Origin of the sequence: Streptomyces roseoviridis (assembly GCF_039535235.1) — a bacterium.
GTDB classification, from domain to species: Bacteria; Actinomycetota; Actinomycetes; order Streptomycetales; family Streptomycetaceae; genus Streptomyces; species Streptomyces roseoviridis.
Window position 1 is genome coordinate 5,753,438 of record NZ_BAAAWU010000001.1, and the last position, 24,853, is coordinate 5,778,290.

The 24,853-nt window shown below is 74.3% G+C and carries 20 protein-coding genes; 12 read left to right on the plus strand and 8 right to left on the minus strand.

Translation table 11 applies throughout. The annotated features are described in order from the left end of the window. Positions 1-73 precede the first annotated feature (73 nt). The 4 genes from ABD954_RS26000 (at position 74) to ABD954_RS26015 (ending at position 6,436) form a co-directional block, all read left to right on the plus strand. Positions 74-2,917, plus strand: a complete 2,844-nt coding sequence (locus ABD954_RS26000; protein WP_345489446.1) for a DEAD/DEAH box helicase — start codon at positions 74-76, stop codon at positions 2,915-2,917. Beyond that, on the plus strand, positions 2,914-4,248 hold the full coding sequence (locus tag ABD954_RS26005; protein WP_345489447.1) for an SWIM zinc finger family protein: 1,335 nt from the start codon (positions 2,914-2,916) through the stop codon (positions 4,246-4,248). The genes ABD954_RS26000 and ABD954_RS26005 overlap by 4 nt, the downstream gene beginning before the upstream one ends. Positions 4,249-4,290: 42 nt before the next feature. Next, the gene (locus ABD954_RS26010; RefSeq protein ID WP_345489449.1) at positions 4,291-4,749 is read left to right on the plus strand and encodes a hypothetical protein; all 459 of its coding nucleotides are present in this window, start codon (positions 4,291-4,293) and stop codon (positions 4,747-4,749) included. A gap of 928 nt (positions 4,750-5,677) precedes the next feature. Then, complete coding sequence (locus ABD954_RS26015) at positions 5,678-6,436, plus strand: chaplin (protein ID WP_345489451.1); 759 nt, start codon at positions 5,678-5,680, stop codon at positions 6,434-6,436. 223 nt (positions 6,437-6,659) lie between these two features. On the opposite strand, the gene ABD954_RS26020 is transcribed toward ABD954_RS26015, so the two are convergent. Then, on the minus strand, positions 6,660-7,319 hold the full coding sequence (locus ABD954_RS26020) for a DUF2293 domain-containing protein (protein WP_345489453.1): 660 nt from the start codon (positions 7,317-7,319) through the stop codon (positions 6,660-6,662). A 124-nt stretch (positions 7,320-7,443) separates the two neighbouring features. After that, positions 7,444-8,655: a pyridoxal phosphate-dependent aminotransferase gene (locus tag ABD954_RS26025; protein ID WP_345489456.1), complete on the minus strand. Its 1,212-nt coding sequence runs from the start codon at positions 8,653-8,655 to the stop codon at positions 7,444-7,446. Between the two features lie 84 nt (positions 8,656-8,739). Here ABD954_RS26025 and ABD954_RS26030 point away from each other — a divergent pair, with 84 nt between their 5' ends. Together ABD954_RS26030 and ABD954_RS26035 are read left to right on the plus strand one after the other, a co-directional pair. Further along, the gene (locus ABD954_RS26030) at positions 8,740-9,366 is read left to right on the plus strand and encodes a winged helix-turn-helix transcriptional regulator (RefSeq protein ID WP_345489458.1); all 627 of its coding nucleotides are present in this window, start codon (positions 8,740-8,742) and stop codon (positions 9,364-9,366) included. Positions 9,367-9,709: 343 nt separating this feature from the next. Next, on the plus strand, positions 9,710-10,345 hold the full coding sequence (locus ABD954_RS26035; protein ID WP_345489460.1) for a nucleoside/nucleotide kinase family protein: 636 nt from the start codon (positions 9,710-9,712) through the stop codon (positions 10,343-10,345). A 129-nt stretch (positions 10,346-10,474) separates the two neighbouring features. On the opposite strand, the gene ABD954_RS26040 is transcribed toward ABD954_RS26035, so the two are convergent. From ABD954_RS26040 to ABD954_RS26055, 4 genes are all read right to left on the minus strand, one after another. Then, positions 10,475-11,365 carry a carbohydrate kinase family protein gene (locus tag ABD954_RS26040; protein WP_345489462.1) on the minus strand — a complete coding sequence of 297 codons (891 nt, stop codon included), beginning with the start codon at positions 11,363-11,365 and terminating at the stop codon, positions 10,475-10,477. After that, a complete protein-coding gene (locus ABD954_RS26045) occupies positions 11,362-12,273 on the minus strand; it encodes a pseudouridine-5'-phosphate glycosidase (RefSeq protein ID WP_345489464.1) in 912 nt (303 codons plus the stop codon). The genes ABD954_RS26040 and ABD954_RS26045 overlap by 4 nt, the downstream gene beginning before the upstream one ends. Before the next feature lie 139 nt (positions 12,274-12,412). Continuing rightward, positions 12,413-13,396, minus strand: coding sequence for a hypothetical protein (locus tag ABD954_RS26050; protein ID WP_345489466.1), 984 nt, complete (start codon positions 13,394-13,396; stop codon positions 12,413-12,415). A 196-nt stretch (positions 13,397-13,592) separates the two neighbouring features. After that, positions 13,593-14,441: a cysteine peptidase family C39 domain-containing protein gene (locus ABD954_RS26055; protein WP_345489468.1), complete on the minus strand. Its 849-nt coding sequence runs from the start codon at positions 14,439-14,441 to the stop codon at positions 13,593-13,595. Positions 14,442-15,002: 561 nt separating this feature from the next. Here ABD954_RS26055 and ABD954_RS26060 point away from each other — a divergent pair. The 4 genes from ABD954_RS26060 to ABD954_RS26075 all read left to right on the plus strand — a co-directional run bounded on the left by ABD954_RS26060 (position 15,003) and on the right by ABD954_RS26075 (position 19,295). Next, complete coding sequence (locus tag ABD954_RS26060; protein ID WP_345489471.1) at positions 15,003-15,359, plus strand: cupin domain-containing protein; 357 nt, start codon at positions 15,003-15,005, stop codon at positions 15,357-15,359. A 269-nt stretch (positions 15,360-15,628) separates the two neighbouring features. Further along, complete coding sequence (locus ABD954_RS26065) at positions 15,629-16,966, plus strand: discoidin domain-containing protein (RefSeq protein ID WP_345489473.1); 1,338 nt, start codon at positions 15,629-15,631, stop codon at positions 16,964-16,966. Then, on the plus strand, positions 16,966-18,303 hold the full coding sequence (locus tag ABD954_RS26070; protein WP_345489474.1) for an MFS transporter: 1,338 nt from the start codon (positions 16,966-16,968) through the stop codon (positions 18,301-18,303). Before ABD954_RS26065 ends, ABD954_RS26070 begins: the two co-directional genes overlap by 1 nt. Beyond that, positions 18,300-19,295 carry a TolB-like translocation protein gene (locus ABD954_RS26075; protein WP_345489476.1) on the plus strand — a complete coding sequence of 332 codons (996 nt, stop codon included), beginning with the start codon at positions 18,300-18,302 and terminating at the stop codon, positions 19,293-19,295. The genes ABD954_RS26070 and ABD954_RS26075 overlap by 4 nt, the downstream gene beginning before the upstream one ends. Before the next feature lie 160 nt (positions 19,296-19,455). Here ABD954_RS26075 and ABD954_RS26080 read toward each other — a convergent pair whose 3' ends face one another. Both ABD954_RS26080 and ABD954_RS26085 read right to left on the minus strand, forming a co-directional pair. Next, on the minus strand, positions 19,456-20,760 hold the full coding sequence (locus tag ABD954_RS26080) for an MFS transporter (protein WP_382745679.1): 1,305 nt from the start codon (positions 20,758-20,760) through the stop codon (positions 19,456-19,458). A gap of 165 nt (positions 20,761-20,925) precedes the next feature. Next, positions 20,926-21,489 carry a methylated-DNA--[protein]-cysteine S-methyltransferase gene (locus tag ABD954_RS26085; protein WP_345489478.1) on the minus strand — a complete coding sequence of 188 codons (564 nt, stop codon included), beginning with the start codon at positions 21,487-21,489 and terminating at the stop codon, positions 20,926-20,928. 156 nt (positions 21,490-21,645) lie between these two features. On the opposite strand from ABD954_RS26085, the gene ABD954_RS26090 reads away from it, so the two are divergent. Both ABD954_RS26090 and uvrB read left to right on the plus strand, forming a co-directional pair. Beyond that, positions 21,646-22,551 (plus strand): MHYT domain-containing protein, encoded by a 906-nt coding sequence (locus tag ABD954_RS26090; protein ID WP_345489480.1) that lies wholly within the window; start codon positions 21,646-21,648, stop codon positions 22,549-22,551. Between the two features lie 105 nt (positions 22,552-22,656). Continuing rightward, positions 22,657-24,789 (plus strand): excinuclease ABC subunit UvrB, encoded by a 2,133-nt coding sequence (uvrB, locus tag ABD954_RS26095; RefSeq protein WP_345489481.1) that lies wholly within the window; start codon positions 22,657-22,659, stop codon positions 24,787-24,789. Positions 24,790-24,853 lie beyond the last annotated feature (64 nt).

Consider the following 24,853-nt stretch of genomic DNA (forward strand, 5'->3'; position numbering starts at 1 on the left):
CCGTTGTCAGACCCCACCCGTATGGTCGGAGGTCCAGTCGGAAACCGTCGCGGACCGGGAGGTGAGCCACGCCGTGACCAGCAGCCTGCTCGGCCGTGCCGCCGTCTTCCTGCCCGCCGCCCTGCCCAGGGACGGCCGGGTCGCCTTCTGGTCGCCCGACGGCGCCGACCCCGCCGCCGGCCTCCCGGCCGGCACCGCCGAGCGGGGCGAGATCACCGTCGTGCGCCGCCACGGCACGGGGGCGCGCGCCCGCACCGCGCCCGCCGTCCTCATGCCCGTCGGCGAGGCCCTGCCCCACCTCGTCGCCGCACGCCACCACCCGTCCGCCCACCCCGCGGCCGCCTGCTGGGGCGCCGCCGCCCTGCACGCGCTGCACCTCGTCGCCCGCGGGCGCCTGCTGCCCGGCCTCACCGCCGACGACCACGACGCCTGGCGGGCCGGGCCGCTCGACGCCGACGACATCGCCCACCTCAGGGCCGTCGCCGCCGCCATGCCGTACGAGGCCCACGCCACGCCCGTGCCCGGCAGCGGCCCGCTCCGGCTCCCCGAGCCCGAGGCGCTGGTCCGGGCCTTCCTGGACGCCGTCGCCGACACCCTGCCCCGGACCCCCGCGGCGCCCCACGCGGTCGGCGCCCCGTTCGCCGCCCGCGAGCCCCAGCACCTGCCCCGCGCGCGTGCCTGGGCCGCCGAGGCCGCCGCCGGCATGGACGCGGGCGTCCGCGTCTCGCTCCGCCTCGACCTGTCCGGCTACGAGCTGTTCGACACCTCGGACGACGGCACCGGCGAGGAACGGCAGGCCGCCGCCGCCCTCCTCCAGGTGCACAGCCTCGCCGACCCCACCCTCGTCATCGACGCCGCCGCCCTCTGGTCCGGGGACGGCGGCGAGCACTTCGGGCCCCGCGCCCGGATCGACGCCGTCCTCGCCCTGCGCCGGGCCGCCCGGGTCTGGCCGCCGCTCGGCCGCCTCCTGGAGCGGGACGTGCCCGACGTCCTCGCCGTGTCCGAGGACGAGCTGTACGAGCTCCTCGGCCCCGCGGCGGCCCGCCTCGCCGACGCCGGGGTCGCCGTCCACTGGCCACGGGACCTCGCCCGCTCCCTCAGCGCCTCCGCCGTCGTCCGCCCCGCCCGCACCGCGCCCGGCTCCGCCACCGACGGCACCGCCTTCTTCGACAGCGAGGAACTGCTCCGCTTCAACTGGCAGCTCGCCCTCGACGGCGACCCCCTCACCGAGCGGGAGATGGACGCACTCGCCGAGGCCCACCGCCCGGTCGTCCGGCTGCGCGACCAGTGGGTCGTGGTCGACCCCGACCTCGTCCGCAAGGCGCGCAAGCGCGAGCTCGGCCTGCTCGAACCGGTCGACGCGCTCGCCGTCGCCCTCACCGGCACCGCCGACATCGACGGCGAGACCGTCCCCGCCGTCCCCGTCGGCGCCCTCGCCGCCCTCCGCGACCGGCTCCTCGCCGGACCCGAGGACGTCCCGCAACCGCCCGGCCTCGACGCCACCCTGCGCGACTACCAGCTGCGCGGCCTCGCCTGGCTCGACCTCATGACCTCCCTCGGCCTCGGCGGCTGCCTCGCCGACGACATGGGCCTCGGCAAGACCGTCACCCTCATCGCCCTCCACCTGCGCCGCGCCCGCACCGCACCCACCCTCGTCGTCTGCCCGGCCTCGCTCCTCGGCAACTGGCAGCGCGAGATCCGCCGCTTCGCGCCCGGGGTGCCCGTCCGGCGCTTCCACGGCGCCGACCGCACCCTCGAAGGACTCGACGGCGGCTTCGTCCTCACCACCTACGGCACCCTGCGCACCAGCGCGCCCCAGCTCGCCGAGCGGGACTGGGGCATGGTCGTCGCCGACGAGGCCCAGCACGTCAAGAACCCCTTCTCGGCGACCGCCAAGGCGCTCCGCACCGTCCCCGCCCCCGCCCGGGTCGCCCTCACCGGCACCCCCGTGGAGAACAACCTCTCCGAGCTGTGGGCGCTGCTCGACTGGACCACGCCCGGACTCCTCGGCCCCCTGAAGGCCTTCCGCTCCCGGCACGCCCGCGCCGTGGAGAACAGCGAGGAGATCGACAACGAGGAGGCGGTCGAGCGCCTGGCCCGCCTGGTCCGGCCCTTCCTCCTGCGCCGCCGCAAGTCCGACCCCGGCATCGTCCCCGAGCTGCCGCCCAAAACCGAGTCCGACCACCCCGTCGCCCTCACCCGCGAGCAGGCCTCGCTCTACGAGGCGGTGGTGCGCGAGACGATGGCGCAGATCGAGGGCGCCGAGGGCATGGCCCGCCGCGGACTGATCATGAAGCTGCTGACCTCGCTCAAGCAGATCTGCAACCACCCCGCCCAGTACCTGAAGGAGCAGGCCCCGCACGGGGCCGGTACGGTCCGGCTCGCCGGCCGCTCCGGCAAGCTCACCCTCCTCGACGAACTCCTCGACACCATCCTGGCCGAGGACGGCTCCGTCCTCGTCTTCACCCAGTACGTGTCGATGGCGCGGCTGCTCGCCGACCACCTGGCCGCCCGCGGCATCCCCGCCCAGCTCCTGCACGGGGGCACGCCCGTCGCCGAGCGCGAGCGCATGGTCGACCGGTTCCAGGCCGGCGAGGTCCCCGTCTTCCTGCTCTCCCTGAAGGCGGCGGGCACCGGCCTCAACCTGACCCGGGCCGGCCACGTCGTCCACTACGACCGCTGGTGGAACCCGGCCGTCGAGGACCAGGCCACCGACCGCGCCTACCGCATCGGACAGACCCAGCCGGTCCAGGTCCACCGGCTGATCGCCGAAGGCACCGTCGAGGACAGCATCGCCGAGATGCTGCGGGCCAAGAAGGCCCTCGCCGACGCCGTGCTCGGCTCCGGCGAGGCCGCCCTCACCGAGCTCACCGACCGCGAACTGGCCGACCTGGTGTCCCTGAGGAGGCCCGCATGAGCCCCGACGGCCCCCGTGCCCCCGGCACGCCGCCCGGCAGCCCCCGGGCTTCCTCCCGGCCGCGCGCCGGCGCCGCCCGCCCCGCGACCCTGCCCCGGCACGACGACCGGCGCAGGACCTTCCCCGCACTCGCCCCGCGCGAGGCCCCCGACGGCCGGTTCGCCGCCACCTGGTGGGGCAACGCCTGGGTGGACGCCCTGGAGGACACCGCCCTCGACGCCGCCCGGCTCGCCCGCGGCAAGGCGTACGCCCAGCGCGGCCACGTCGACGCCATCACCGTCACCCCCGGCCGGGTCGTCGCCTACGTCCACGGCACCCGGCCCCGCCCGTACCGCACGGAGATCCGGCTGCGGACCCTCGGCGACGACGACTGGGAACGGTTCCTCGACCGGGCCGCCGCCCGACCCGAGCACATCGCCGCCCTCCTCGACAAGGACGTCCCGCACGCCCTGGAAGCGGTCACCGGACTCCTGCCCGCCCCCGGCGACCTCGTCCCCGACTGCTCCTGCCCCGACGACGGCTACCCCTGCAAGCACGCCGCCGCCCTCTGCTACCAGTCCGCCCGGCTCCTCGACGAGGACCCCTTCGTCCTCTTCCTCATGCGCGGCCGCGGCGAACAGGAAATCCTCGCCGCGCTCACCCGGCGCAACGCGGCCCGCTCCGCCGCCGAGGGCGCCACCGCCGCCCCGACCCTGCCCACCGTCCCGGCCCGCACGGTGCTCGCCCCGACCACCGGCCACAGCCTGCCGCCGCTGCCCCCTCCACTGCCCGCGCCCGCGCATCCCGGCCGGCCCGCCGTCTTCCCGGCCGACCCCGACGCACCCGACCCGCTGGCCCTGGACCTCCTCGCCACCGAGGCCGCCGCCCGCGCCCACACCTTCCTCGTCACCGGACACGACCCGGTCGCCGACCTCAACCCCTGGCAGGACGCCGTACGGCTGGCCGCCGCGCACCCCGGGTCCGGGCTCACCGCCTCCACCCGGGCCCTGTACCGGGACCTCGCCTACGCCCTCGACCGCACCCCCACCGACCTGGCCCGCGCCGTCGCCGCCTGGCGCCAGGGCGGCCTCGCCGGGCTGTCGGTGCTGGAGGAGCCCTGGGACCCGCCCGCCGGCCCCTTCGACCGGGCCAGACCCGCCCTGCTCGCCGCCGATCTCCCCGCCTTCCGGCCCTGGCGCAACCGGCTGTCCACCCCGTCCCTTCAGCTCCGCTTCGGCCGCGACGGCCTCTGGTACGGATACGAGTCGGACACCGACCGCGAGGACTGGTGGCCGCGCGGCACGCCCGACGCCGACCCCGTCGGTGTGATCACCGACCTGCTGGGACGGTGACCGATAGGCTGACGCGACGGACGACGCTTCGAAGGGGGCCTCATGGAAGCCGAGTTGGTGGCACTGGCATCGGCGGGGGCGACCGCCCTCGTCCAGCAGATGGTCGGCGACGGCTGGGAGCGGGCCCGCACCAGGATCGCCGCGTTCTTCGCCGCCCGCTCCGGCGTCACCGAGGAGGCCGTCGGCGCCGACCTCGACGCCGCCCGCGAAGAACTGCTGCGTGCCGAACGGGCCGGTGACGAGGAGGCCGCGGACGAGGCCAGGACCGAGGCCCGTGTCGAGTGGCGTGCCCGGATGCGCCGCAGTCTGCTCGCCGACCCCCGGTCGGCCGACGAACTGCGGGCGATCCTGGACGAGTTGGGGACCAGGCCGCAGCCCGGCACCGTGGTCAACAACACCCTGTCCGGTGACGTCCACGGGATCGCCTTCCAGATCGGCTCCGTCGGCCGGATGACGAACCACATGAGCGGCGACGGCGGTGCGGAGGCACGCCGGCCGTGAACCTCTCCGTGCGCCACGAGGTCGGCGCCCGGTGCACGGACCGGTCGTCCGGGCCGGCCACACCGGCACCCTGACCGTGGAGCACGCCGTCGTGCCGGTGCTCCTTCCCGGCGGAACCCGTCGTACCGCCCGGACAGGGCCGTCGATCGCGGCGTCCACCTGGGCAGCGCGGCGACGCCCCCGGGCGCAGTCGCGGACCGGCCGTCCGAGCCCGGCGACCGGTGAGGCCGGGTCGAGGTCCTGCTGCGCGAACGCCCCGAGCGGGACGGGTAGCCGAACGCCTCGGGCGGGACGGGCACTCCGAACGCCTCGAGCATCCGGTCGAAGCGGGGTTCACCGGCGAGGACGGCGGTGACGGCGGCCTCGAGGCAGTCCCGGCGCAACCGGTCGAGCTGTTCGGGGTGGGGCAGCGCGGTCGCCGCCGCGAGCGGTCTGCCCTGCTGGAGCACCCGGGCCGGACCCGTACCGAAGGCCACCCGACCCTCGCCCCCCTGACCCCCCCCACTCCGGGCGTCTGGTGCCGCCGGCCTCCCATCGAGTCCGACCCCATGTGAGAAGATGGCCAACTTCCCTCGTGGTGACGTGAATTCCCCGGTGTCGTCGAAGAGCGGGAGGACATCGAGCAGCCGGGCCGCCGAGGTGACGTCGTGGGCGACGAACAGCCACCCCGCGGGGCGGTCTCGCGCGTCCGTCAGCGTGCGGCGTCCCCGGCCCGCCGGTACCCGCGGCCGCTCCCGCTCCACCGTCACCTGACCCGCTCCCGCGTGACGGTAACGCACCGCACACGTCCGACGTCGGGGCATGATCCGCCGCGCCACACTCCCTCGATGGAGTGAAACACGCCGACGGTCGGATCCGGGCACCTCGCGCACGGCGTTATTTCGGGTACGGGCGAGTGCCCGTGAAGACATCCGGAAGGCAGGAAGCCATGAGGCAGATTCGCCGAAGTGGTCTGGCCACTCTGTTGGTCACCGGTGGCGCGCTCGCGCTCTCGGCGGGCGCCGCCCACGCCGACTCCGCGGCGCAGGGCACCGCCGTCGGCTCGCCGGGGGTCGGCTCCGGCAACACGGTTCAGCTGCCGGTGGACGCCCCCGTGAACGTCTGCGGGAACACCGTCAACGTCGTCGGGCTGCTCAACCCGGCCTACGGCAACAGCTGTGCCAACCGCTCCACCGACGGCGGCGGTCACGGCTCCGAGGCCGGCGGCCCGGCGCACAAGGACCTGCCGGGCACCGCTCACGCCGGTTCGTCGGACAGCGGTTCGCGCGGCGGCGGGTCGTCCACCGGCGGCGGGGCCACCGCCGAGAGCCGCACCGAAGGCTCCCCGGGCGTGCTGTCCGGCAACGGCGTCCAGCTGCCGATCGACCTCCCCGTCAACATCAGCGGCAACTCGGTCAACGTCGTGGGCATCGGCAACCCGGCCTTCGGCAACACGTCGGTCAACGAGTCCGAGGAGGAGTGCGAGCACCCCGAGACGCCCACCCCCCGGCCGCAGACCCCGAACCGCAACGTGCCGCCCGCCCCGAGCGGCGACGACGCCCCCCGGCCCGCCCCGCAGTCCCGCTCCGTCGAGCTCGCCAGCACGGGATCGGACGGCGTCGGCTACGTCGCCCCGGCCGCAGCCGCGCTGCTCCTCGGCGGCGCGATCATGTACCGCAGGGCCCGCGGCGCGGGCGGCGAGGTCTGACGGCGCAGTCCGCCATCACGGACGGAACGGAGCCGTCCCCCTGCCGACACAGGGGGCGGCGCCCCAGCGGATCACGCCCGGCTGTGAACCCCGGCTGTGAACCCCCGGCTGTGAACCCCCGGTCTTGTCAACTCCCGGCTCACGGCGTGCGGTTCTGAGCGTGCGGTCGTCGCCGCTGTCCGGCTCAGGTCCGGCCCGGTCCGCCCCGTCCGCCGCGTGCGCCTCAGTCCGCACGCCAGGCCCGGAGCACCGCCTCGATGGCCGGTGCCACCCTCGACCGGGCCTGGTGACGGGGGACACCGGACATGAGCAGGGTGTCGTAGTCGGTGTCGACATGGCGTACGGCGGCCCGCACCGCGGCCGTGACCGCGCCCCGGTCAAGGGCCCGGCCGGCGGCCGTGCGGCCCACCCGCCCGCTGCCCTTCGCCGAGGCGTGCGCGGCGATCCGCTCGGCCCGCTCGGCCGGGCAGCCCGGGAACAGCCGCAGGATCTCCGCCTCCAGGGCCGCCGTGACCTCGGCGTCCCGTTCGGCCCGCCGGGCCGCGTCCCGGGCCCGGCGCCGTGCCCGTGCCTCCGCGTCCGCGAGGCAGGCCGCCTCCGCCCGGGCCAGCGCCGCCTCCTCGACGAGCAGGCCCTGACGCTCGTACCGCGTCCGGCGCCGGTTGTGACGGACCACCACCGCCCACAGACCGCTGCCCTCGCGGGCGCGCCGGGTGAGGGCGGTGTCGCCGCGGGGGAGGAAGACGAGGTGGCCGAGGTCGGCGCAGTCCAGGCAGACGGGCGCGTTGAACTCGACGATCATCCGCTCCAGCGGCTCCTGGCGGCACTCCGAGCAGCGTCGCCGCCGGAGCGGCTCGACCACGACCGGGGCGACGAGATCCACGACGGTTTTCTACCCCTGCGCCCCGGCGCGCACCCCTCGGCGCTTGCCGGCGCGCGGTGTTCACGAGGGGCGCGGACTCGGCGAGCGCCTTCGTCCCGGCAGCCGGGGCCCGGCGGCGCGCGGCCTACTGCCGGTAGCTGCTCAGGAACCGGCCGATGCGGCTGATCGCGGCGTCCAGGTCGTCCGCGTACGGCAGGGTGAGGATGCGGAAGTGGTCCGGCCGGTGCCAGTTGAAGCCGGTGCCCTGCACCACCTGGATCTTCTCCCGCAGCAGCAGGTCGAGGACGAACTTCTCGTCGTCGTGGATCGCGTGCACGGCCGGGTCGAGGCGCGGGAAGGCGTAGAGCGCGCCCTTCGGTTTCACGCAGGAGACGCCGGGGATCTCGTTGAGCTTCTCCCAGGCCCGGTCGCGCTGCTCGCGCAGCCGGCCGCCGGGGGCGGTGAGCTCGTGGATGGACTGCCGGCCGCCGAGCGCGGCCTGGATGGCGTACTGGGCGGGCGCGTTGGGGCACAGCCGCATGGAGGCCAGCATGGTCAGGCCCTCCAGATAGCTCTTGGCGTGCTCGCGCGGGCCGGTGACGACCAGCCAGCCGGAGCGGAACCCGGCCACCCGGTAGGTCTTGGACAGGCCGCCGAAGGTGAGGACCACCAGGTCGGGGGCGAGCGCGGCGGTGGGGTGGTGGACGGCCTCGTCGTAGACGATCTGGTCGTAGATCTCGTCGGAGAAGACCATCAGGCCGTGGCGGCGGGCGAGGTCGAGGATGCCCTCCACGATCTCCTTCGGATAGACCGCGCCCGTCGGGTTGTTCGGGTTGATGACGACCACGGCCCGGGTCCGGTCGGTGATCTTCGACGCCATGTCGTCGAGGTCGGGATACCAGTCGGCGGACTCGTCGCACAGGTAGTGCACGGGCCTGCCGCCCGCGAGAGTCGTGACGGCGGTCCACAGCGGGTAGTCGGGGGCCGGGATGAGGACCTCGTCGCCGTCCTCCAGGAGCGCCTGGGTGGCCATGGAGATGAGCTCGGAGACTCCGTTGCCGAGGTAGACGTCGTCGACGTCCACCTCCGTGAGGCCCATCGACTGACAGCGCTGCACGACGGCGCGGCGGGCGGACAGGATGCCGCGGGAGTCGGTGTAGCCGTGCGCCTTGGGGAGCATCCGGATCATGTCCTGGACGATCTCCTCGGGCGCCTCGAAGCCGAAGAGCGCGGGGTTGCCGGTGTTGAGGCGCAGGACGCTGTGGCCCGCCTCCTCCAGGGCGTTGGCCTGCTCGATGACCGGGCCGCGGATCTCGTAGCAGACCTCGCTCAGCTTGCTCGACTGCCGGAACTCCATGCGCCGACCTCCCCAGATGTGTGGATGCTTGGTTTTACCAAGTTCGAGCTTGGAAAGTCCAACAACATGTCTAGACTGCGTCGCATGCCACGCCAGCCTCGCCGTCGAAGCTATGACCAGTACTGCGCCGCAGCCCGCGCCCTCGATGTGGTCGGCGACCGGTGGACCCTGCTGATCGTCCGTGAACTCCTCGCCGGACCGCGCCGCTACACCGATCTGCACGCCGACCTCCCCGGCGTCAGCACCGACATGCTCGCGGGCCGGCTCAAGGACATGGAGGGCGCCGAACTCGTCACCCGCCGGCGGCTGCCGCCCCCGGCCTCCGCCTCCGTGTACGAGCTCACCGGCCGCGGCCGCGACCTGCTGCCCGTCCTGCGCGCCCTGGCCGCCTGGGGCGCGCCCGCCCTCGACGAGCCCCGGCCCACCGACGCCGTGCGCGCCCACTGGTTCGCGATCCCGCTGCTCACCGTTCTTGAAGGGCTGGGGGCACGGGTCGTCCAGGTGTCCCTCGACGAAGGGGAGTTCCACGTACGGACGGGGGGCGACGGACAGGTGGAGTACGGGGAGGGGCCGGCCGCCGACGCCGAGGTGTGTCTGCGCACCGACACGGCGACCTGCCGGGCCCTGGCCGGCGGGGAGCTGACCCTCACCGAGGCGGTCACGGCCGGCCGCGCCGAGCTCCGTGCGTCCGCGGGGGCCACAGTGCTCTAGGCGGTCGCGTGACCGATCGGCGGCGGTCAGCTCCCGGTCGTCGGGCCGGAAGGCGGGGAGGCGGCCGGGGCGGCGGCTATCAGGGGCATGGCCTGCGAGGAGGCCCGGACGCCGCGCGGCGCGAGCTCCAGGGGCCCGGCAGCGGGTGAGCGTCTCCCTCTTGAAACCCTGTCGTCAGCGGCAAGGTCAAGCCGGCGGATCGGATCCTGGATATCGGATCCTGGATATCGGATCCAAGACAAGGCGTCCGGCGTGGGGGATCGGATCCGATATCCAGGATCCCTGCGGCACGGGCCCTGTGGCACGGGCCCTGCGACGTGATCCATGCGGCAGTATGGGACGGATGCGATTCGAAGCGATCAGCTGGGAGCGGCTGGCCGACGCCGTGGCCGACCGCGTCGACGGAGCCGAGCCCGCGGACGGCAGCGACTGGCACAAGGTCGGCGTCGACGGTGCTCCCGCCGCGCCCGGCGGGGAGTTCGCCGACCGGGTCGCCGCGGCGCTGAGGCTGCGCGGGCGGTCGGTGATCGTCGTGGCGACCGGCGGCTTCCTGAGGCCGGCGTCGCTGCGCTTCGAACACGGGAAGCAGGACCCGGACGCGTACTACAGCGGCTGGTACGACACCGGGGCGTTGTGGCGGGAGGTGTTCGGCCCGCTGGAGCCGGGCGGCAGCGGACGCGTGCTGCCCGACCTCTGGGACCCCGTCACCGACCGCGCCACCCGCAGCCCCGCCGTACCGCTGCCGCCCGGCGGAGTCCTCGTGGTCCACGGGCCGTTCCTGCTCGGCCACTGGTTCCCCTTCGACCTGAAGGTGCACCTGCGCCTGTCCGCCGGCGCGCTCGCCCGCCGCACCAACCAGCCGTGGACGCTGCCCGCCTTCGCGCGCTACGAGGACGAGGTCGGCCCCGCCGATGTCGCCGACGTCGTCGTCCGCGCCGACGACCCGCGCCGTCCGGCCTGGACCGGCTTCACCGCCTAGCGGGTGCCCTGTCGATCGGGTGTCTGTTGATCAGGTGCCTGTTGATCAGGTGTTCGTCGATCACGTATGAGCGCGGCGGGGTCGGCGAGACGCCCCCACCGGCCCCGGCCTCGGCCCCGGGCCGCCGTCTCAGGGACGGCCGCCCACCCGCGTCACGGCACGGGCGCCTGCCCGGCAGCCGGACCCGGCCGCGTCGACCGGGTCCGCGCCGGCGAGCAGGGAGGCCAGGAAGGCGCCGGTGAAGGCGTCGCCCGCGCCCGTGGAGTCGACCGGTCGGGCCGGGGGCGCCGGCACGCGGGCCGTCACCCGTCCACCGGCGGCGAGGACCGCGCCGGCGGCACCCAGGGTGACCGCGACCAGCGGGAAGCGGCGACTGAGGACGGCCGCGGCCTCGGCGGGGTCCGCGTGGCCGGTCAGCAGGCGGGCCTCGTCCGCGTTCGGCAGCAGGCACTCCGCGCCGTCCACGGCGGCGAGGAACGCCTCCGGGCCCAGCTCCGCGAGGAAACCCGCCGACGCCGGGTCCACGCTCACCGGGACGCCCGCCGCGCTCGCGTCCCGCAGCACCCGCCCGGCCGCCTCGCGGCTCGGGCCGGCGAAGAACAGATAGCCCGACAGATGGACGCGGGCGGCCCCGTCCAGCAGCTCCGGCGACCAGTCGGCGGGCGAGAGCCGCAGCGCCGCCCCGCTGTCCGTCAGGAACGTCCGCTCCGCGTCCGCGCCGACCAGCGCGATCACCGACGCCGTCGGCGCCTCCGGGTCCGCGACGAGCACCGGCCGTACGCCCGCCCGACGCAGCGCCTGGTCGTGCCAGGACACGGAATCGGTGCCCACGCGCGCGAGGAGCCGTACCTCGGTACATCCCGAACGGGCCGCCCAGCAGGCCACGTTCGCCCCGGCGCCGCCGGGCAGGGTCCGGATCTCCGCCGCCGTGTCCGTCGCGGGCGCGAGCGGCGTACGGTGCCGGGCGACCACGTCGGTGACGACGTCACCGACCACCAGAAGCGCGCCGGGGCCGGTCACGGCCGGGCGCGGTAGGCCGACGCGATCCGGGCGGCGATCCACACGTTGCCCCGTACCGCGGCCAGGTTGGCCTCCAGGGACGCCCCTTCCGTGTGCGTCGTGAGGTACTCCAGGAGGAACGGGGTCACCGCCTGCCCGGTGACGCCCTTCTCCCGCGCCGCCGCGAGCCCCTCCGCGAGGACCCGGTCGTGCAGGGCCGGGTCGAGCTGCCGTTCCGGCGCGACGGGATGGGCCACGATCAGCGCCGAGCGCGGCCCGCCCAGCTCGTCCTGGGCACGCATCACCCGCGCCACGCCCTGCGGGGTGCCCACCGTCCAGTCGACGCGCTCGCCGGAGGAGGTGAGGTAGAAACCGGGGAACGTCTCCGTCCCGTAGCCGACGACGGTCACCCCGAGGGTCTCCAGGCGCTGCAGGGTCGCGGGCACGTCCAGGATCGACTTCACCCCGGCGCACACCACCGTGACACCGACCTGGGCGAGCAGCCGCAGGTCCGCGGACTCGTCCTGCGTCTCCGCCCACTCCCGGTGGACCCCGCCGAGCCCGCCGGTCGCGAACACCCGTATACCGGCGGTGTCGGCGAGCAGCGCCGTCGCCGAGACCGTCGTCGCTCCCGTCGCCCCGGTCGCGAGCGCCGGCGCCAGGTCGCGGTGGCCGAGCTTCCGTACCGACGGGTCCTCCGCGATCCGCGCGAGTCCCGCCTCGTCCAGGCCGATCCGGACCGTGCCGTCGACGACCGCGATGGTGGCGGGCACCGCCCCGCCGTCCCGCACCAGGGCCTCCAGCTCACGGGCGACCGTCAGGTTGCGCGGGCGCGGCAGGCCGTGCGCGATGATCGTCGACTCGAGCGCGACGACGGGGTGCCCCTCGTGGAGCGCCTCCCGTACCTCTTCGGACACGTGTGTGGGCATGGTGGATCTCTGGCGCACCCACAGGTCCCGCAAACCTCGCGGCCGGCATCAGCCACAGCGCGGCACCCCTCCTCGCGTGCAGGCCGTGCCGACATCAGCCACAGCGCGGCACCCCCCCCGCACGCAGGCCGTGCCGGCATCAGTCACAGCGCGGCAGCCCCGGCAGGCGGGCCGCGTGCACCACCTGGATCACCGGGCGTGCGCCGGCCGTCTTGGCGTTCCCGAGGCTGTACGCGACCGCCAGGGCGTCGCCCGAGGCCGCGGCGTAGCCGTAGGGCGGGGTGATCGCCGCGTACGCGCCCGAGTCGAGGTCCAGGGCGTAGGAGGTCTCGGGCGTGCGCCAGGTGACCAGGCGCCCGGCGATCCGCAGCTGGTCCATGCCGTCGGCGGCGGGGGAGGCCGTCACGGCGGCCCAGGGCCGGGCCTCGCCCGTGCGCCACACCATCAGCCGGGGCGCGGTCTCGCCCGCCACCCACGCCCACGTGGTGCCGTCGGAGACGAGGGAGCGGACGTCGCGCAGGGCGGCGATCGGCGGGGGCAGCGCGGCCGTCCGGCCGTCCGCGAGGGAGACGGCCGCCGCCCGCGTCCGGTCACCCGCGGCCTCCCGCCACACCAGCAGGCCGCCGGCCGCGAACGGCGTGTCGAGGACGCCGGTGTGCCACGGGCGCGCGTGCCCGCCGTCCGCCGGGGCGGCGAACACGGTCGCCTTTCCCGCGCCCGTGCCCTGCGCCCACAGCACGGTGCCGTCGTGGACGACGGGCCGGGGGAGCGGGCCCGGCATGTCGGCGCGGGCGAGGCGCCGGGACCTGCCGGTCGTCGCGTCCCACACGTACAGGCTCCAGGGACTGTCGAGCGTCCGGCCCTCCAGGACGGCGAAGGCGGCCCAGCGGCGTCCGTCGAAGTCGGCGGCGAGCAGCTGGTGTTCGACGGGGTCGGCGAACCGGAGCAGCGTCCGCGGTGACGTTTCGCCCGGGCGGACGAGGACGGCCCGGCGCCCCCGCGCACCGGTGAGCTGGAGTGCGGTCCAGCCCGGCCCCGTGTCCGCGAGCACCGGGCGCTCCCCGGTCGGCGGCCGGTACGCGCCGTCGGCGAACGCGCCCCGCCACGCGGCGGGCAGCGGCACCTCGCAGGCTCCGCCCCGTGCCGGTGCGGGGCCCGGTGCGGTGGCCGAGGCGGGAGCGGTGCCCGGAACGGGGGACGGGGGAGTGGCGGAGGGGGCGGAAGCCGCGGTGGCAGGCTTCGGGACGGGGGCGGGTCCGCCGACTCCCGGCGAGCACCCCATGAGGAGGGCGCCCGCCAGGAGAAGGCAGCGGACGTGCCTACCAGACGTAGCCACGGCCGCCCATGATGGTGGTGATCGTGTCGGACGAGATGTGCGCCGACTTCGGTACGGACGCGGCCCACGAGATGACGCTGGTGCTCACCCCGCCCACCGGGTCCAGGTAGTTGACCTGCCCGGCGGCCGTGTCGGTGTTGTAGCCGTCGATCGCCACCCAGTGGAAGATCTCGATGTTCGGGTGCCCCACGAGGTGGGGGCCGCCCGGCACCTCCCAGGCGTTGCCCGCGATCGCGTAGTCGTGGTCGGTGTTGTGCGTGATGTGCTGCTTGAAGTTGGTCTTGTCGGTCGCGGTCGGGGTGTAGGGCAGTGCCTTCGGTACGTAACCGGCGCCGGGCAGGCGGTGGTTGAGCGCGTCGGCCATCGGGTAGCCGGTCGGGCTCGGCACGTTGATGTTGATCCCGTACCAGGCGGTGCCGTTGGTGTTCGTCTTGAGCAGGGTCGCCGCGTCCTGCTGCGAGCGGCCGGCGACCTCGTCGTAGGCGGACTGCGCGATCACCAGGGTGGCCGGGCCGCACCAGTAGGAGGTCTTCTGCGACTGGTGGATGCCGCCGGACAGCTTGTACCCGGCGAGCGCACCGGCGGCACCCAGGGTGCGCACCCGCTCGTACGTTCTCGCCGCCTCGGCCTGCTTGGCGTCGGCGAGCCGCCGCTGGGCGGGCGTCAGGCGCTGGGGCCCGAGGGTGTCGACGGCAGCTTTGTACGCGGCGCCGGGCGCCGTCTCGGGCACCGGCCGACCGGTCGAGGCCGCCGAGGAGGCGGGGGCGGTGGTGACGGCGGTCAGCAGTGCGGCGGCGCCGAGGACGGCGACGCGGACATGGGTGGGGGTCATCGCACTCTCCTGTCCGAAGTGGGGGGAGGGGCGGCCGAGAACGAGCCGCTGCGGGGGAGTGTGACGGTCCGGCGCCCCAGCTGACAGAGGGCACGACGTAATCACGGGGACCAACATTGGGCGCACCAAAGGCGCCGCCTCCGACCAGCGGAGACCTCCGCCGACAGCGCCCGCCCGGACCACGGTTTTCGGCGCCCGGACGCGGGGACGCGGGGCGCGGGATGCGGCGGCGCGAGGGTGCGGGGTGCGGGGTGCGGGACGCCGGGTCCCGCGGACGCGGGGACGGGCGGGCGCCAGAGTGCGGGGCCCGGGCAGGGGCTCGCGGCCCGTACCCCGTCCGACCGGCCCCCGCCCCCGCCGCTGCGGAATCGGTGCCCGGCCACCCCGCTCCCGGCCCCCTCGGCGCCACTCGCCCCGAGGTGGCGGGGCCCATCCGCGCTGCGGATTCCGTCGTGGTCCCGCAGGGCGAGAAGTGCCTGTTCGGAGCGGTGACCACGGCGCCGAGCCGTACCGGCTCCCACCTCCGTCAGGAGCCACGGGCCCCGGCTACAGTCACCGCCCATGACCACACACGCGCAGCCCTCCTTCGCCGTCCACATCCCCGACGCCGAGCTCGAGCCCGAGCCGCTCGACCCGGGTCAGATCCTGTCCGGCAGCCCCGAGGTGACCGGCAAGGTCCTGTGGGAGTCCGCCGACGGAAAGCAGATCCGCGGCATCTGGCAGATCACCCCGGGGGTGGTCACCGACACCGAGGCGAACGAGCTCTTCGTCGTCGTCAGCGGCCGTGCCACGGTCGCCGTCGAGGGCGGCGACACCCTGGAGATCGGGCCCGGAGACGCCTGCGTGCTGCGCGAGGGCGACCGCACCACGTGGACGGTGCACGAGACCCTGCGCAAGGCGTACCACATCAGTCTCTGAGGCGCGGGACGGTCCCGGTCCCCTCGGGGAGAAGCCGCGTAGAGGGTCTGGTAGGAAACTTTCCTATCAGCTAGCATCCCGGGCGGCGGCTTGGCGCGGCGCCCGTTCCCCGACGTGCTCGGGGCGCGGGCGTGACGCGCTCAGTGAGAGCTCTGACCCGGCCGCCACGCACCGCGGCACGCCCTCCGGCGCCCGACGCCGGCGGACCGGGCCGCGTTGCCCGCACCGGTGCCCAGCTCTCATCCTTCCCAGGCAAGGGAGTCACAGGTATGCGCCCGCACGCCTCAGCCCCACCGCACCGCCCCGTCCTGACCCTCCTCCTCGCCGCCGTGCTGCTCGTCACCGGCGGCCTGCTGCTCGCCTCGCCCGGCCGCGCCGACGCCGCCGACCCGCTCCTCTCCCGCGGCAAGCCCGCCACCTCCTCCTCGGACGAGGACTCGACCCTCACCCCCGACAAGGCCTTCGACGGCAACCCCGCCACCCGCTGGGCCAGCGCCGAGGGCTCCGACCCCCAGTGGCTCCGCGTCGACCTCGGCACCACCGCCTCCGTCTCCCGCGTCCGCCTCTCCTGGGAGGTCGCCTACGCCAAGGCGTACCGCGTCGAGATCTCCGCCGACGGAGTCACCTGGACCACGCTCGCCACCGAGACCGCCGGCAACGGCGGCACGGACGACTGGACCGGACTCACCGGCAAGGGCCGCCACCTCCGCGTCTACGGAACCGCCCGCGGCACCTCGTACGGCTACTCCCTCTGGGAGATGGAGGTCTACGGCATCGCCGACGGCACCACCCCGCCGCCCACCACCGGCGCCTTCACGGCCGTCGCCGCCGGCGACATCGCCGCCCAGTGCACCGCCTCCAGCAGCTCCTGCGCCCACCCCAAGACCGCAGCGCAGGCCCAGCGGATCAACCCGAAGTTCTATCTGACGATGGGCGACAACCAGTACGACGACGCCCGGCTGTCCGACTTCCGGAACTACTACGACAAGACCTGGGGTGCCTTCAAGGCCAAGACGCGGCCCGCGCCCGGCAACCACGAGACCTACGACCCCGCCGGCTCCCTGGCCGGCTACAAGTCGTACTTCGGCGCGATCGCCTACCCGGCGGGCAAGCCCTACTACAGCTACGACGAGGGCAACTGGCACTTCATCGCCCTCGACTCCAACTCCTTCGACGACCCCGCCCAGATCCAGTGGCTGAAGGACGACCTCGCCCGCACCACCAAGGGCTGTGTCGCCGCCTACTTCCACCACCCGCTCTACTCCTCGGGCGGCCACGGCAACGACCCCGTCTCCAAGCCCGTCTGGCGGATCCTCTACGCCGCCAAGGCCGACCTGGTCCTCAACGGGCACGACCACCACTACGAGCGCTTCGCCCCGCAGGACCCGGACGGCCGGGCCACCTCCGACGGGATCGTCGAGATCGTCGGCGGCATGGGCGGCGCCGAGCCGTACCCCATCGAGACCGTCCAGCCCAACAGCCAGAAGCGGATCAGCGGCACTTACGGGGTGCTGAAGCTGGACTTCACCGACACCACGTACACCTGGCAGTACGTCGGCACCGACGGCCAGGTCAAGGACGCCGGCCCGACCTACACCTGCCACTGATGTACCTCGCGACCACCGGTCGCCCGAGCGTGCCGCCCGCCCCTTCGGGGGCGCGGCGGCGCGTCTCCGGCACCGTCCTCGCCCTCGGCACGGTCAGTCTGGTCACCGACGTGTCCTCCGAGATGGTCACGGCCGTCCTGCCGCTCTACCTGGTGCTCGGACTCGGCCTCACGCCCCTTCAGTTCGGCTTCCTCGACGGCCTCTTCAACGGCGCCACCGCGCTCGTACGGCTCGCCGGCGGCCACGTCGCCGACCGGGGCGGCCACCACAAGAGAGTCGCCGGAGTCGGCTACGCGCTGTCCGCCTGCTCCCGGCTCGGCCTGCTCCTCGCGGGCGGCGCGGCCGGCTGGATCGCCACCGCGCTCGCCGCGGACCGGCTCGGCAAGGGCATCCGGACCGCCCCGCGCGACGCCCTCATCACCCTCGACAGCCCGCCCGACGGCCTCGGCCGCGCCTTCGGCGTCCACCGGGCCATGGACACCACCGGCGCGCTCCTCGGCCCCCTGGCCGCCTTCGCGCTCCTGTGGGCCACCGCCGACGCGTACGACGCCGTCTTCGTCGTCAGCTTCTGCACGGGGCTGCTCGGTGTGCTGCTCCTCGTCGTCCTCGTCCCCGGCGGACGCAGGACGGTGGCCGCACCGGCCGGCACCGGGCACGGTCACCGGGGCGTACGGCCGCGCACCACCTGGCGCGAGCTCACCGCGCCGCTCCGGCTGCCCGGCGTGCGCCGGGTCACGCTCGGCGCGGCCCTGCTCGGTGCGGTCACCGTCGGCGACGCCTTCCTCTACCTGCTGCTCCAGCACCGGACCGACCTGGCCGTCACCTGGTTCCCGTTCCTGCCGCTCGGCGCGTCGGCCGCCTATCTGCTGCTCGCCGTACCGGCCGGACGCCTCGCCGACCGCATCGGCCGACGGCGCCCCTTCCTGTACGGGCACGGGGCCCTGCTCCTCGCCCTCGGCCTGCTCCTCGCCCCGGTGCCCGGCCCCGTCCTCCTCGTGGGCGTCCCGACCCTGATCGGGGTGTTCTACGCGGCCACGGACGGGGTCCTGATGGCGCTCACCGGCCCGCTGCTCCCGCCCGCGCGCCGGGCGAGCGGGCTCGCCCTCGTCCAGACGGCCCAGGCACTGGCCAAGGTGGCCGCCGCCACCGGCTTCGGCGCCGCGTGGACCCTGTGGGGTCCCACGACCGCGCTCGCCCTCGCCGCGGCGGGGCTCGCGACCGCCCTGTGCTGCGCCGTGCGGCTGCTCCCCGCGGGCGCGGCGGAGCCCGCCGGGGCGTCCCGGGTGTCCGGGCCCGCCGGTCCGTCCCCCTCGTCCCGAGAAAGGGAACCGTCATGACCGAAGGGACCACGGCGAACGGCCAGGCCCGCCGTCGCCTCTGGGCGCTCGTCCTCGGCGTGCTGCTGCTCGCCGGCGGGGCCACCGCCTACACCCTGCGGGCGGCTGCCGACCGCCCCGGCGCCGCCGCGGCCCCCGCCGACGAGGGCTTCACCCTCGACGGTCCGGCGGGCACCCTCTGGTTCCGCGACACCGCGAGCGGGCGCGTCGCCCGCCAGGAGCCGTCCGCGCCCGGGGGCCGTGCCGCGCTCGGGCCGCGCTGCGACCGCTTCCACGCCGCGGGCGGCACCGCGCTCTGCCTCCAGCTGCGCCCCGGGGTCCCGGCCCGCTCGTACGTGATCGTCCTGGACCGGCGGCTACGAGAACTGCGCAGGATGAGCCTGCCCGGCATCCCCAACCGGGCCCGCGTCTCCGCCTCCGGCCGGGTGCTCGCCTGGACCACCTTCGCGACCGGCGACTCCTACGCCACCTCCGCCTTCTCCACCCGCACCTCGATCCTCGACCTGCGCACCGGCTACCTGATCAAGAACATCGAGCAGATCCCGCTCACCCTGAACGGGCGCCGCCACCACGCTCCCGACGTGAACTACTGGGGCGTCAGCTTCGCCCGCGACGACAACCGCTTCTACGCCACCGTCTCCACCCAGGGACGCACCCATCTCGTGGAGGGCGATCTGCGGGCGTGGAAGGCGCGCGCCCTCAAGGAGAACGTCGAGTGCCCGTCGCTCTCCCCGGACGGCACCCGGATCGCCTACAAGAAGAAGGTCTCGGAGGACACCCGCGCACCCTGGCGTCTGCACGTCCTCGACCTCGCCACCCTCCGCGAGCATCCGCTCGCCGAATCGCGCTCGATAGACGACCAGGCCGCCTGGACCGGTCCCGGCACCCTGGCCTACGCCCATGAGGGAGCGGTGTGGAGCGTGCCCGCCGACGGCACGGGCGCCCCGCGCCGGGTCGTGGCCGGGGCGAGCTCACCGGCGGTGCCGCGATGACGGCAGGGCGGTAAATCCGGGATGTCGATGCCGGACGTCGGACGTTGGCTATCGGATATCGGATGTTGGATCCCATGTCCGGCAGGTCGGGTGATCGACGCCGGGGATGGGATCCGATATCCGGGACATCCAATATCGGATCCAATATCGCGACCCGCGCTCAGCCTCGCCGCACCGCTCCCCGCACCGCCAGCAGTGTCATCGGCGCCAGCAGGAGCGCTCCGATGACGTTCAGCCAGCCATATCCCGCCTGGGAGACGATCAGTCCCGCCGCGAGCCCGCCGAGACCGGCGCAGGTGTTCATGGTGAAGTCCGAGAGGCCCTGGACGGCGGCCCTGGCCGCCTGGGGCACCGAGTCGGTCAGGAGCGCCGAGCCCGAGACGAGCCCCGCCGACCAGCCGAGGCCCAGGACGAAGAGCCCGAGGGCGACCTGGCCGTGGCGGGGACCGGCCGTGCCGGCGAGGAGGGCCGCCACCGCGATCAGCGCCACGGCGAGACCGATCACCGTGAGCCGGCCGAGCCGGTCGGACAGCCAGCCCATCACGGGCGAGAAGGCGTACATGCCCGCGATGTGCCCGCTGATCACCAGGCCGATCAGCCGGATGTCCGCTCCGTGGTGGGTGAGCGCGACCGGGGTCATCGACATGATCGACACCATCGCGGTGTGCGAGCCGGCCACGGCCACCAGGGCGAGCCGGGCCCGTGAGGACTCCCGTACCGCCCGCATCCCCGCCTTCAGGGACCGGCCGTCCGCCGTCTCCGCCTCGTCGGGGCCGGCCAGCGCGCGGGCGGTCAGCAACGGGTCCGGGCGCAGCAGCAGCGCCACCATGACGGCGGCGGCCACGAACACGCCCGACGCCCAGACGAACGGCCCGGCCGCCGCCGGGATGCCGAGACCGGCGACGCTCTCACCGGCCGGAGCGGCGATGTTGGGACCGAGGACCGCCCCGATGGTGGTGGCCCACACCACCGTGGAGATGGCCCTCGCCCGGCGGTCCGGCTCGGCGAGGTCGGCGGCGGCGAACCGGGCGGCGAGGTTGGCCGAGGAACCGGCGCCGAAGCCGACCAGGCCCGCCAGGAGCAGCGGGAAGTTGCCGAGGACGGCGCCGAGGACGGCGACGCCCGCACCGAGGGCGCCGACGAGATACGCGAGGACCAGTCCGGCCCGGCGTCCCCGCCGGGCCATCAGCGAGGCCAGCGGCATCGCGAGCAGGGCGGGCCCGGCGACCGAGGCCGTCGACGCGAGCCCCGACAGCGCCTCCGTACCGCTGACCTCCGTGGCCAGGACCGCGGCGAGCGCGAAGCCGATGGCGATGCCGAGCCCGCCGAGGATCTGCGTGGCGATCAGCACCGCCTGGATGCGGCGCCGCAGGGCGGGAAGCCCGGCAGGGGAGGAGCCGGGCAGGGATATCGCGGTCGACGGGAGCGCGCCAGGGGCGTCAGGAGCGTCAGGGGCGTTGGTCACTTACGCATAGTGCCAGCCCGCCCTCGCCGGGGGAACGTCCGGTGCGCCGTTCGGCCGCCGACCGCGCCCGCTGAGCCCCCGCGCCCCGTGAAGCCCTCACCCCGCTAAACCCTCGCACCCCGCGAGGCCCCGCGCTCCCCGCCGGCCCCCAGCGGGCCGTCCGGCTCAGAACAGCGGCTCCGGCAGCACGCCCTCCAGCGCCAGCAGTCGCCGCTTGGTCTCGAGCCCGCCGCCGAAGCCCCCGATGCCGCCGTCGCTCTCGACCACCCGGTGACACGGCACCACCAGCGGAAGCGGATTGGCCCCCATCGCCGCGCCGACGGCCTGGGCGGCCGTCGGCTGCCCGACCCGGCGGGCCAGCTCCCCGTACCCCACCACCGATCCGTACGGGACGGAGTCCGCCAGCTCGCGCAGCACCTGGCGGTTGAATCCGGTCACCAGCGACCAGTCCAGCTTGACGTCGAAGTGTCGAAGACTCCCGTCGAAATAGGCTCCGACCTGCCGTATCGGTTCGGCGAGTCGGCCCGACGCGCCCTCCACGAGCTCCCCGCCGAACGCCCCGGCCAGCCGCCCGAGCGCCCGCTCCCGCCCCCGCTCGTCGGCGTGGAACGCCACGCTCACCAGACCCCGGTCCGTCGCGGCCAGCAGCAGGGGACCGATGCCGCTGGGCACCACCGCCCACTCCACCCGTCCCGCCGTCCGCTCCCCCACAGGCTTCTCCCGTTCCATGCGCATCACCGTACGACCCGCCACCGACAAAGGGGCAGACCAATTCCCGGACGGCATGGCAGCCGGAGCCCGCCGGGCGCCATAATCCGGTAGCACTACTCAGCGGTACCGACTGTTTTCGGACGACGTTGCACCCCGGGGTGGAGGACGACGCTCATGCAGGGCACGGTCGACGGATTCAGCTACGGACTGGTCACGCCGGTGGCCGCCTTCCTCATGGCCTGCCTCGGCGGGGCGCTCGGACTGCGCTGCACCACCAGGTCGCTGCGCCACCGGGACACCTTCAAGGCGGGCTGGCTGGCGCTCGGCGCCACCTCCATCGGCACCGGCATCTGGACCATGCACTTCATCGCCATGATGGGCTTCACCGTCCACCAGGCCCCGATCAGCTACGACCGGCCCCTCACCTTCGCCAGCCTCGGCGTCGCCGTCGTCATGGTCGGCATCGGCATCTTCATCGTCGGCTACCGCGGCGCGACCCCGCTCACCCTGGTCACCGGCGGCACCATCACCGGCCTCGGCGTCGCGACCATGCACTACCTGGGCATGGCCGGCATGCGCCTGCACGGCGAGATCCAGTACGACACCCTCACCGTCGCCCTGTCCGTCGTCATCGCCGTCGTGGCCGCCACCACCTCCCTGTGGGCCGCCGTCTCCGTCCACGGCTTCCTCGCCAGCCTCGGCGCCAGCATGGTGATGGGGCTGGCGGTCAGCGGCATGCACTACACCGCCATGGCCGCCGTCGACGTCACCCTGCACGGCACGCCCGCCCCCGGCACCGGCGACACCGCCACCTCGCTGCTGCTGCCCATGCTGGTCGGCCCGGCCGTCTTCCTGCTGCTCGCCGCCGTCGTGGTCATGTTCGACCCCCTGCTCGTCATGGGCGAGCCCGACTGGCAGCGGCCCGCCGCCCGCGGCGGCCACGCCCATGGTCTTCCCGGTCTGCCCACCCAGCGCCGGGCCCCGGCCTACGGCGAGCCCGCGAACTGGTCGGCGCGGCCCGCCGCCCGCTCCGGCCGCCGGGGCGTGCACCGCGACGTGTACCGCTCCCAGGACTGGTGACCGGCGGCCGATCCGCGGCCGGCGACCCGCCACCGGCCCCGTCCCGGCCAGGAGCGGGGGACCGATCACCGCCCGACTGTCGGTGCCGGGTCGTACGGTGGTTGCATGCGGCCCGTTTCCAAGATCGAACGTACGGTGGCGCCTTTCGAGGTCGTCAGCCCCTACCAGCCCAGCGGTGACCAGCCGGCGGCCATCGCCGAGCTCGACCGGCGCATCCGGGCCGGCGAGAAGGACGTCGTCCTGCTCGGCGCCACCGGCACCGGCAAGTCGGCGACCACCGCCTGGATGATCGAGAAGCTCCAGCGCCCCACCCTGGTGATGGCGCCGAACAAGACCCTGGCCGCCCAGCTGGCGAACGAGTTCCGCGAGCTCCTGCCGAACAACGCGGTCGAGTACTTCGTCTCGTACTACGACTACTACCAGCCCGAGGCGTACGTCCCGCAGTCGGACACCTACATCGAGAAGGACTCCTCCATCAACGAGGAGGTCGAGCGGCTGCGCCACTCGGCGACCAACTCGCTGCTGACCCGGCGCGACGTCGTCGTGGTCGCCTCCGTCTCCTGCATCTACGGCCTCGGCACCCCGCAGGAGTACGTCGACCGGATGGTCTCCCTCAAGGTGGGCGACGAGATCGACCGCGACCAGCTGCTGCGCCGCTTCGTGGACATCCAGTACACCCGCAACGACCTCGCGTTCACCCGCGGCACCTTCCGGGTGCGCGGCGACACCATCGAGATCTTCCCGGTCTACGAGGAGCTCGCCGTCCGCATCGAGATGTTCGGCGACGAGATCGAGGCGCTCTCCACGCTGCACCCGCTCACCGGCGAGGTCATCAGCGACGACCGGCAGCTCTACGTCTTCCCCGCCAGCCACTACGTCGCCGGACCCGAGCGCATGGAGCGGGCCGTCAACGACATCGAGCGCGAGCTCGCCCAGCGCCTGGAGGAGCTGGAGAAGCAGGGCAAGATGCTGGAGGCCCAGCGGCTGCGCATGCGCACCACGTACGACATCGAGATGATGCGGCAGATCGGCTCCTGCTCCGGCATCGAGAACTACTCGATGCACTTCGACGGCCGCGAGCCCGGCTCCCCGCCCAACACCCTCCTCGACTACTTCCCCGAGGACTTCCTGCTCGTCATCGACGAGTCGCACGTGACCGTCCCGCAGATCGGCGCCATGTACGAGGGCGACGCCTCCCGCAAGCGCACTCTCGTCGACCACGGCTTCCGGCTGCCCTCCGCGCTCGACAACCGCCCGCTGAAGTGGGAGGAGTTCCAGGAGCGCATCGGCCAGACCGTCTACCTCTCCGCCACCCCCGGCACCTACGAGCTGTCGCGCTCGGACGGGTTCGTCGAGCAGATCATCCGCCCGACCGGCCTCGTCGACCCCGAGGTCGTCGTCAAGCCCACCGAGGGACAGATCGACGACCTGGTGCACGAGATCCGGCTGCGCACCGAGCGCGACGAGCGCGTCCTGGTCACCACCCTCACCAAGAAGATGGCCGAGGACCTCACCGACTACTTCCTCGAACTCGGCATCCAGGTCCGCTACCTCCACAGCGACGTCGACACCCTGCGCCGGATCGAGCTGCTGCGCGAACTGCGCGCCGGCGAGTACGACGTCCTGGTCGGCATCAACCTGCTCCGCGAGGGCCTCGACCTGCCCGAGGTCTCCCTGGTCGCCATCCTCGACGCCGACAAGCAGGGCTTCCTGCGCTCCGGCACGTCGCTCATCCAGACCATCGGCCGCGCCGCCCGTAACGTCTCGGGCCAGGTCCACATGTACGCGGACACCATCACCCCGGCGATGGCGCAGGCCATCGACGAGACCAACCGCCGCCGCGAGAAGCAGGTCGCCTACAACAAGGCCAACGGCATCGACCCGCAGCCGCTGCGCAAGAAGATCAACGACATCGTCGCCACCATCGCGCGCGAGGAGATCGACACCGAGCAGCTCCTCGGCACCGGCTACCGCAGCGCGAAGGACGGCAAGGGCGCCAAGGCCCCGGTGCCCTCGCTCGCCGCCCACACCCCCAAGCGCAAGGGAGCGAAGGCCGGCTCCACGCTCGAGCTCGGCGACCGTCCGGCGACCGAACTCGCCGGTGTCATCGAGGAGATGACCGACCGCATGAAGGCGGCCGCCGCCGAGCTGCAGTTCGAGGTCGCCGCACGGCTCCGCGACGAGGTGGCGGAGCTGAAGAAGGAGCTGCGCCAGATGAAGGAGGCCGGACTGGCCTGACGGCTGCCGATGGGGCCCTGAGCGGTGCCCCGGTGCGGTGCCCCGGCGCGCCGGCCCGGTGTGT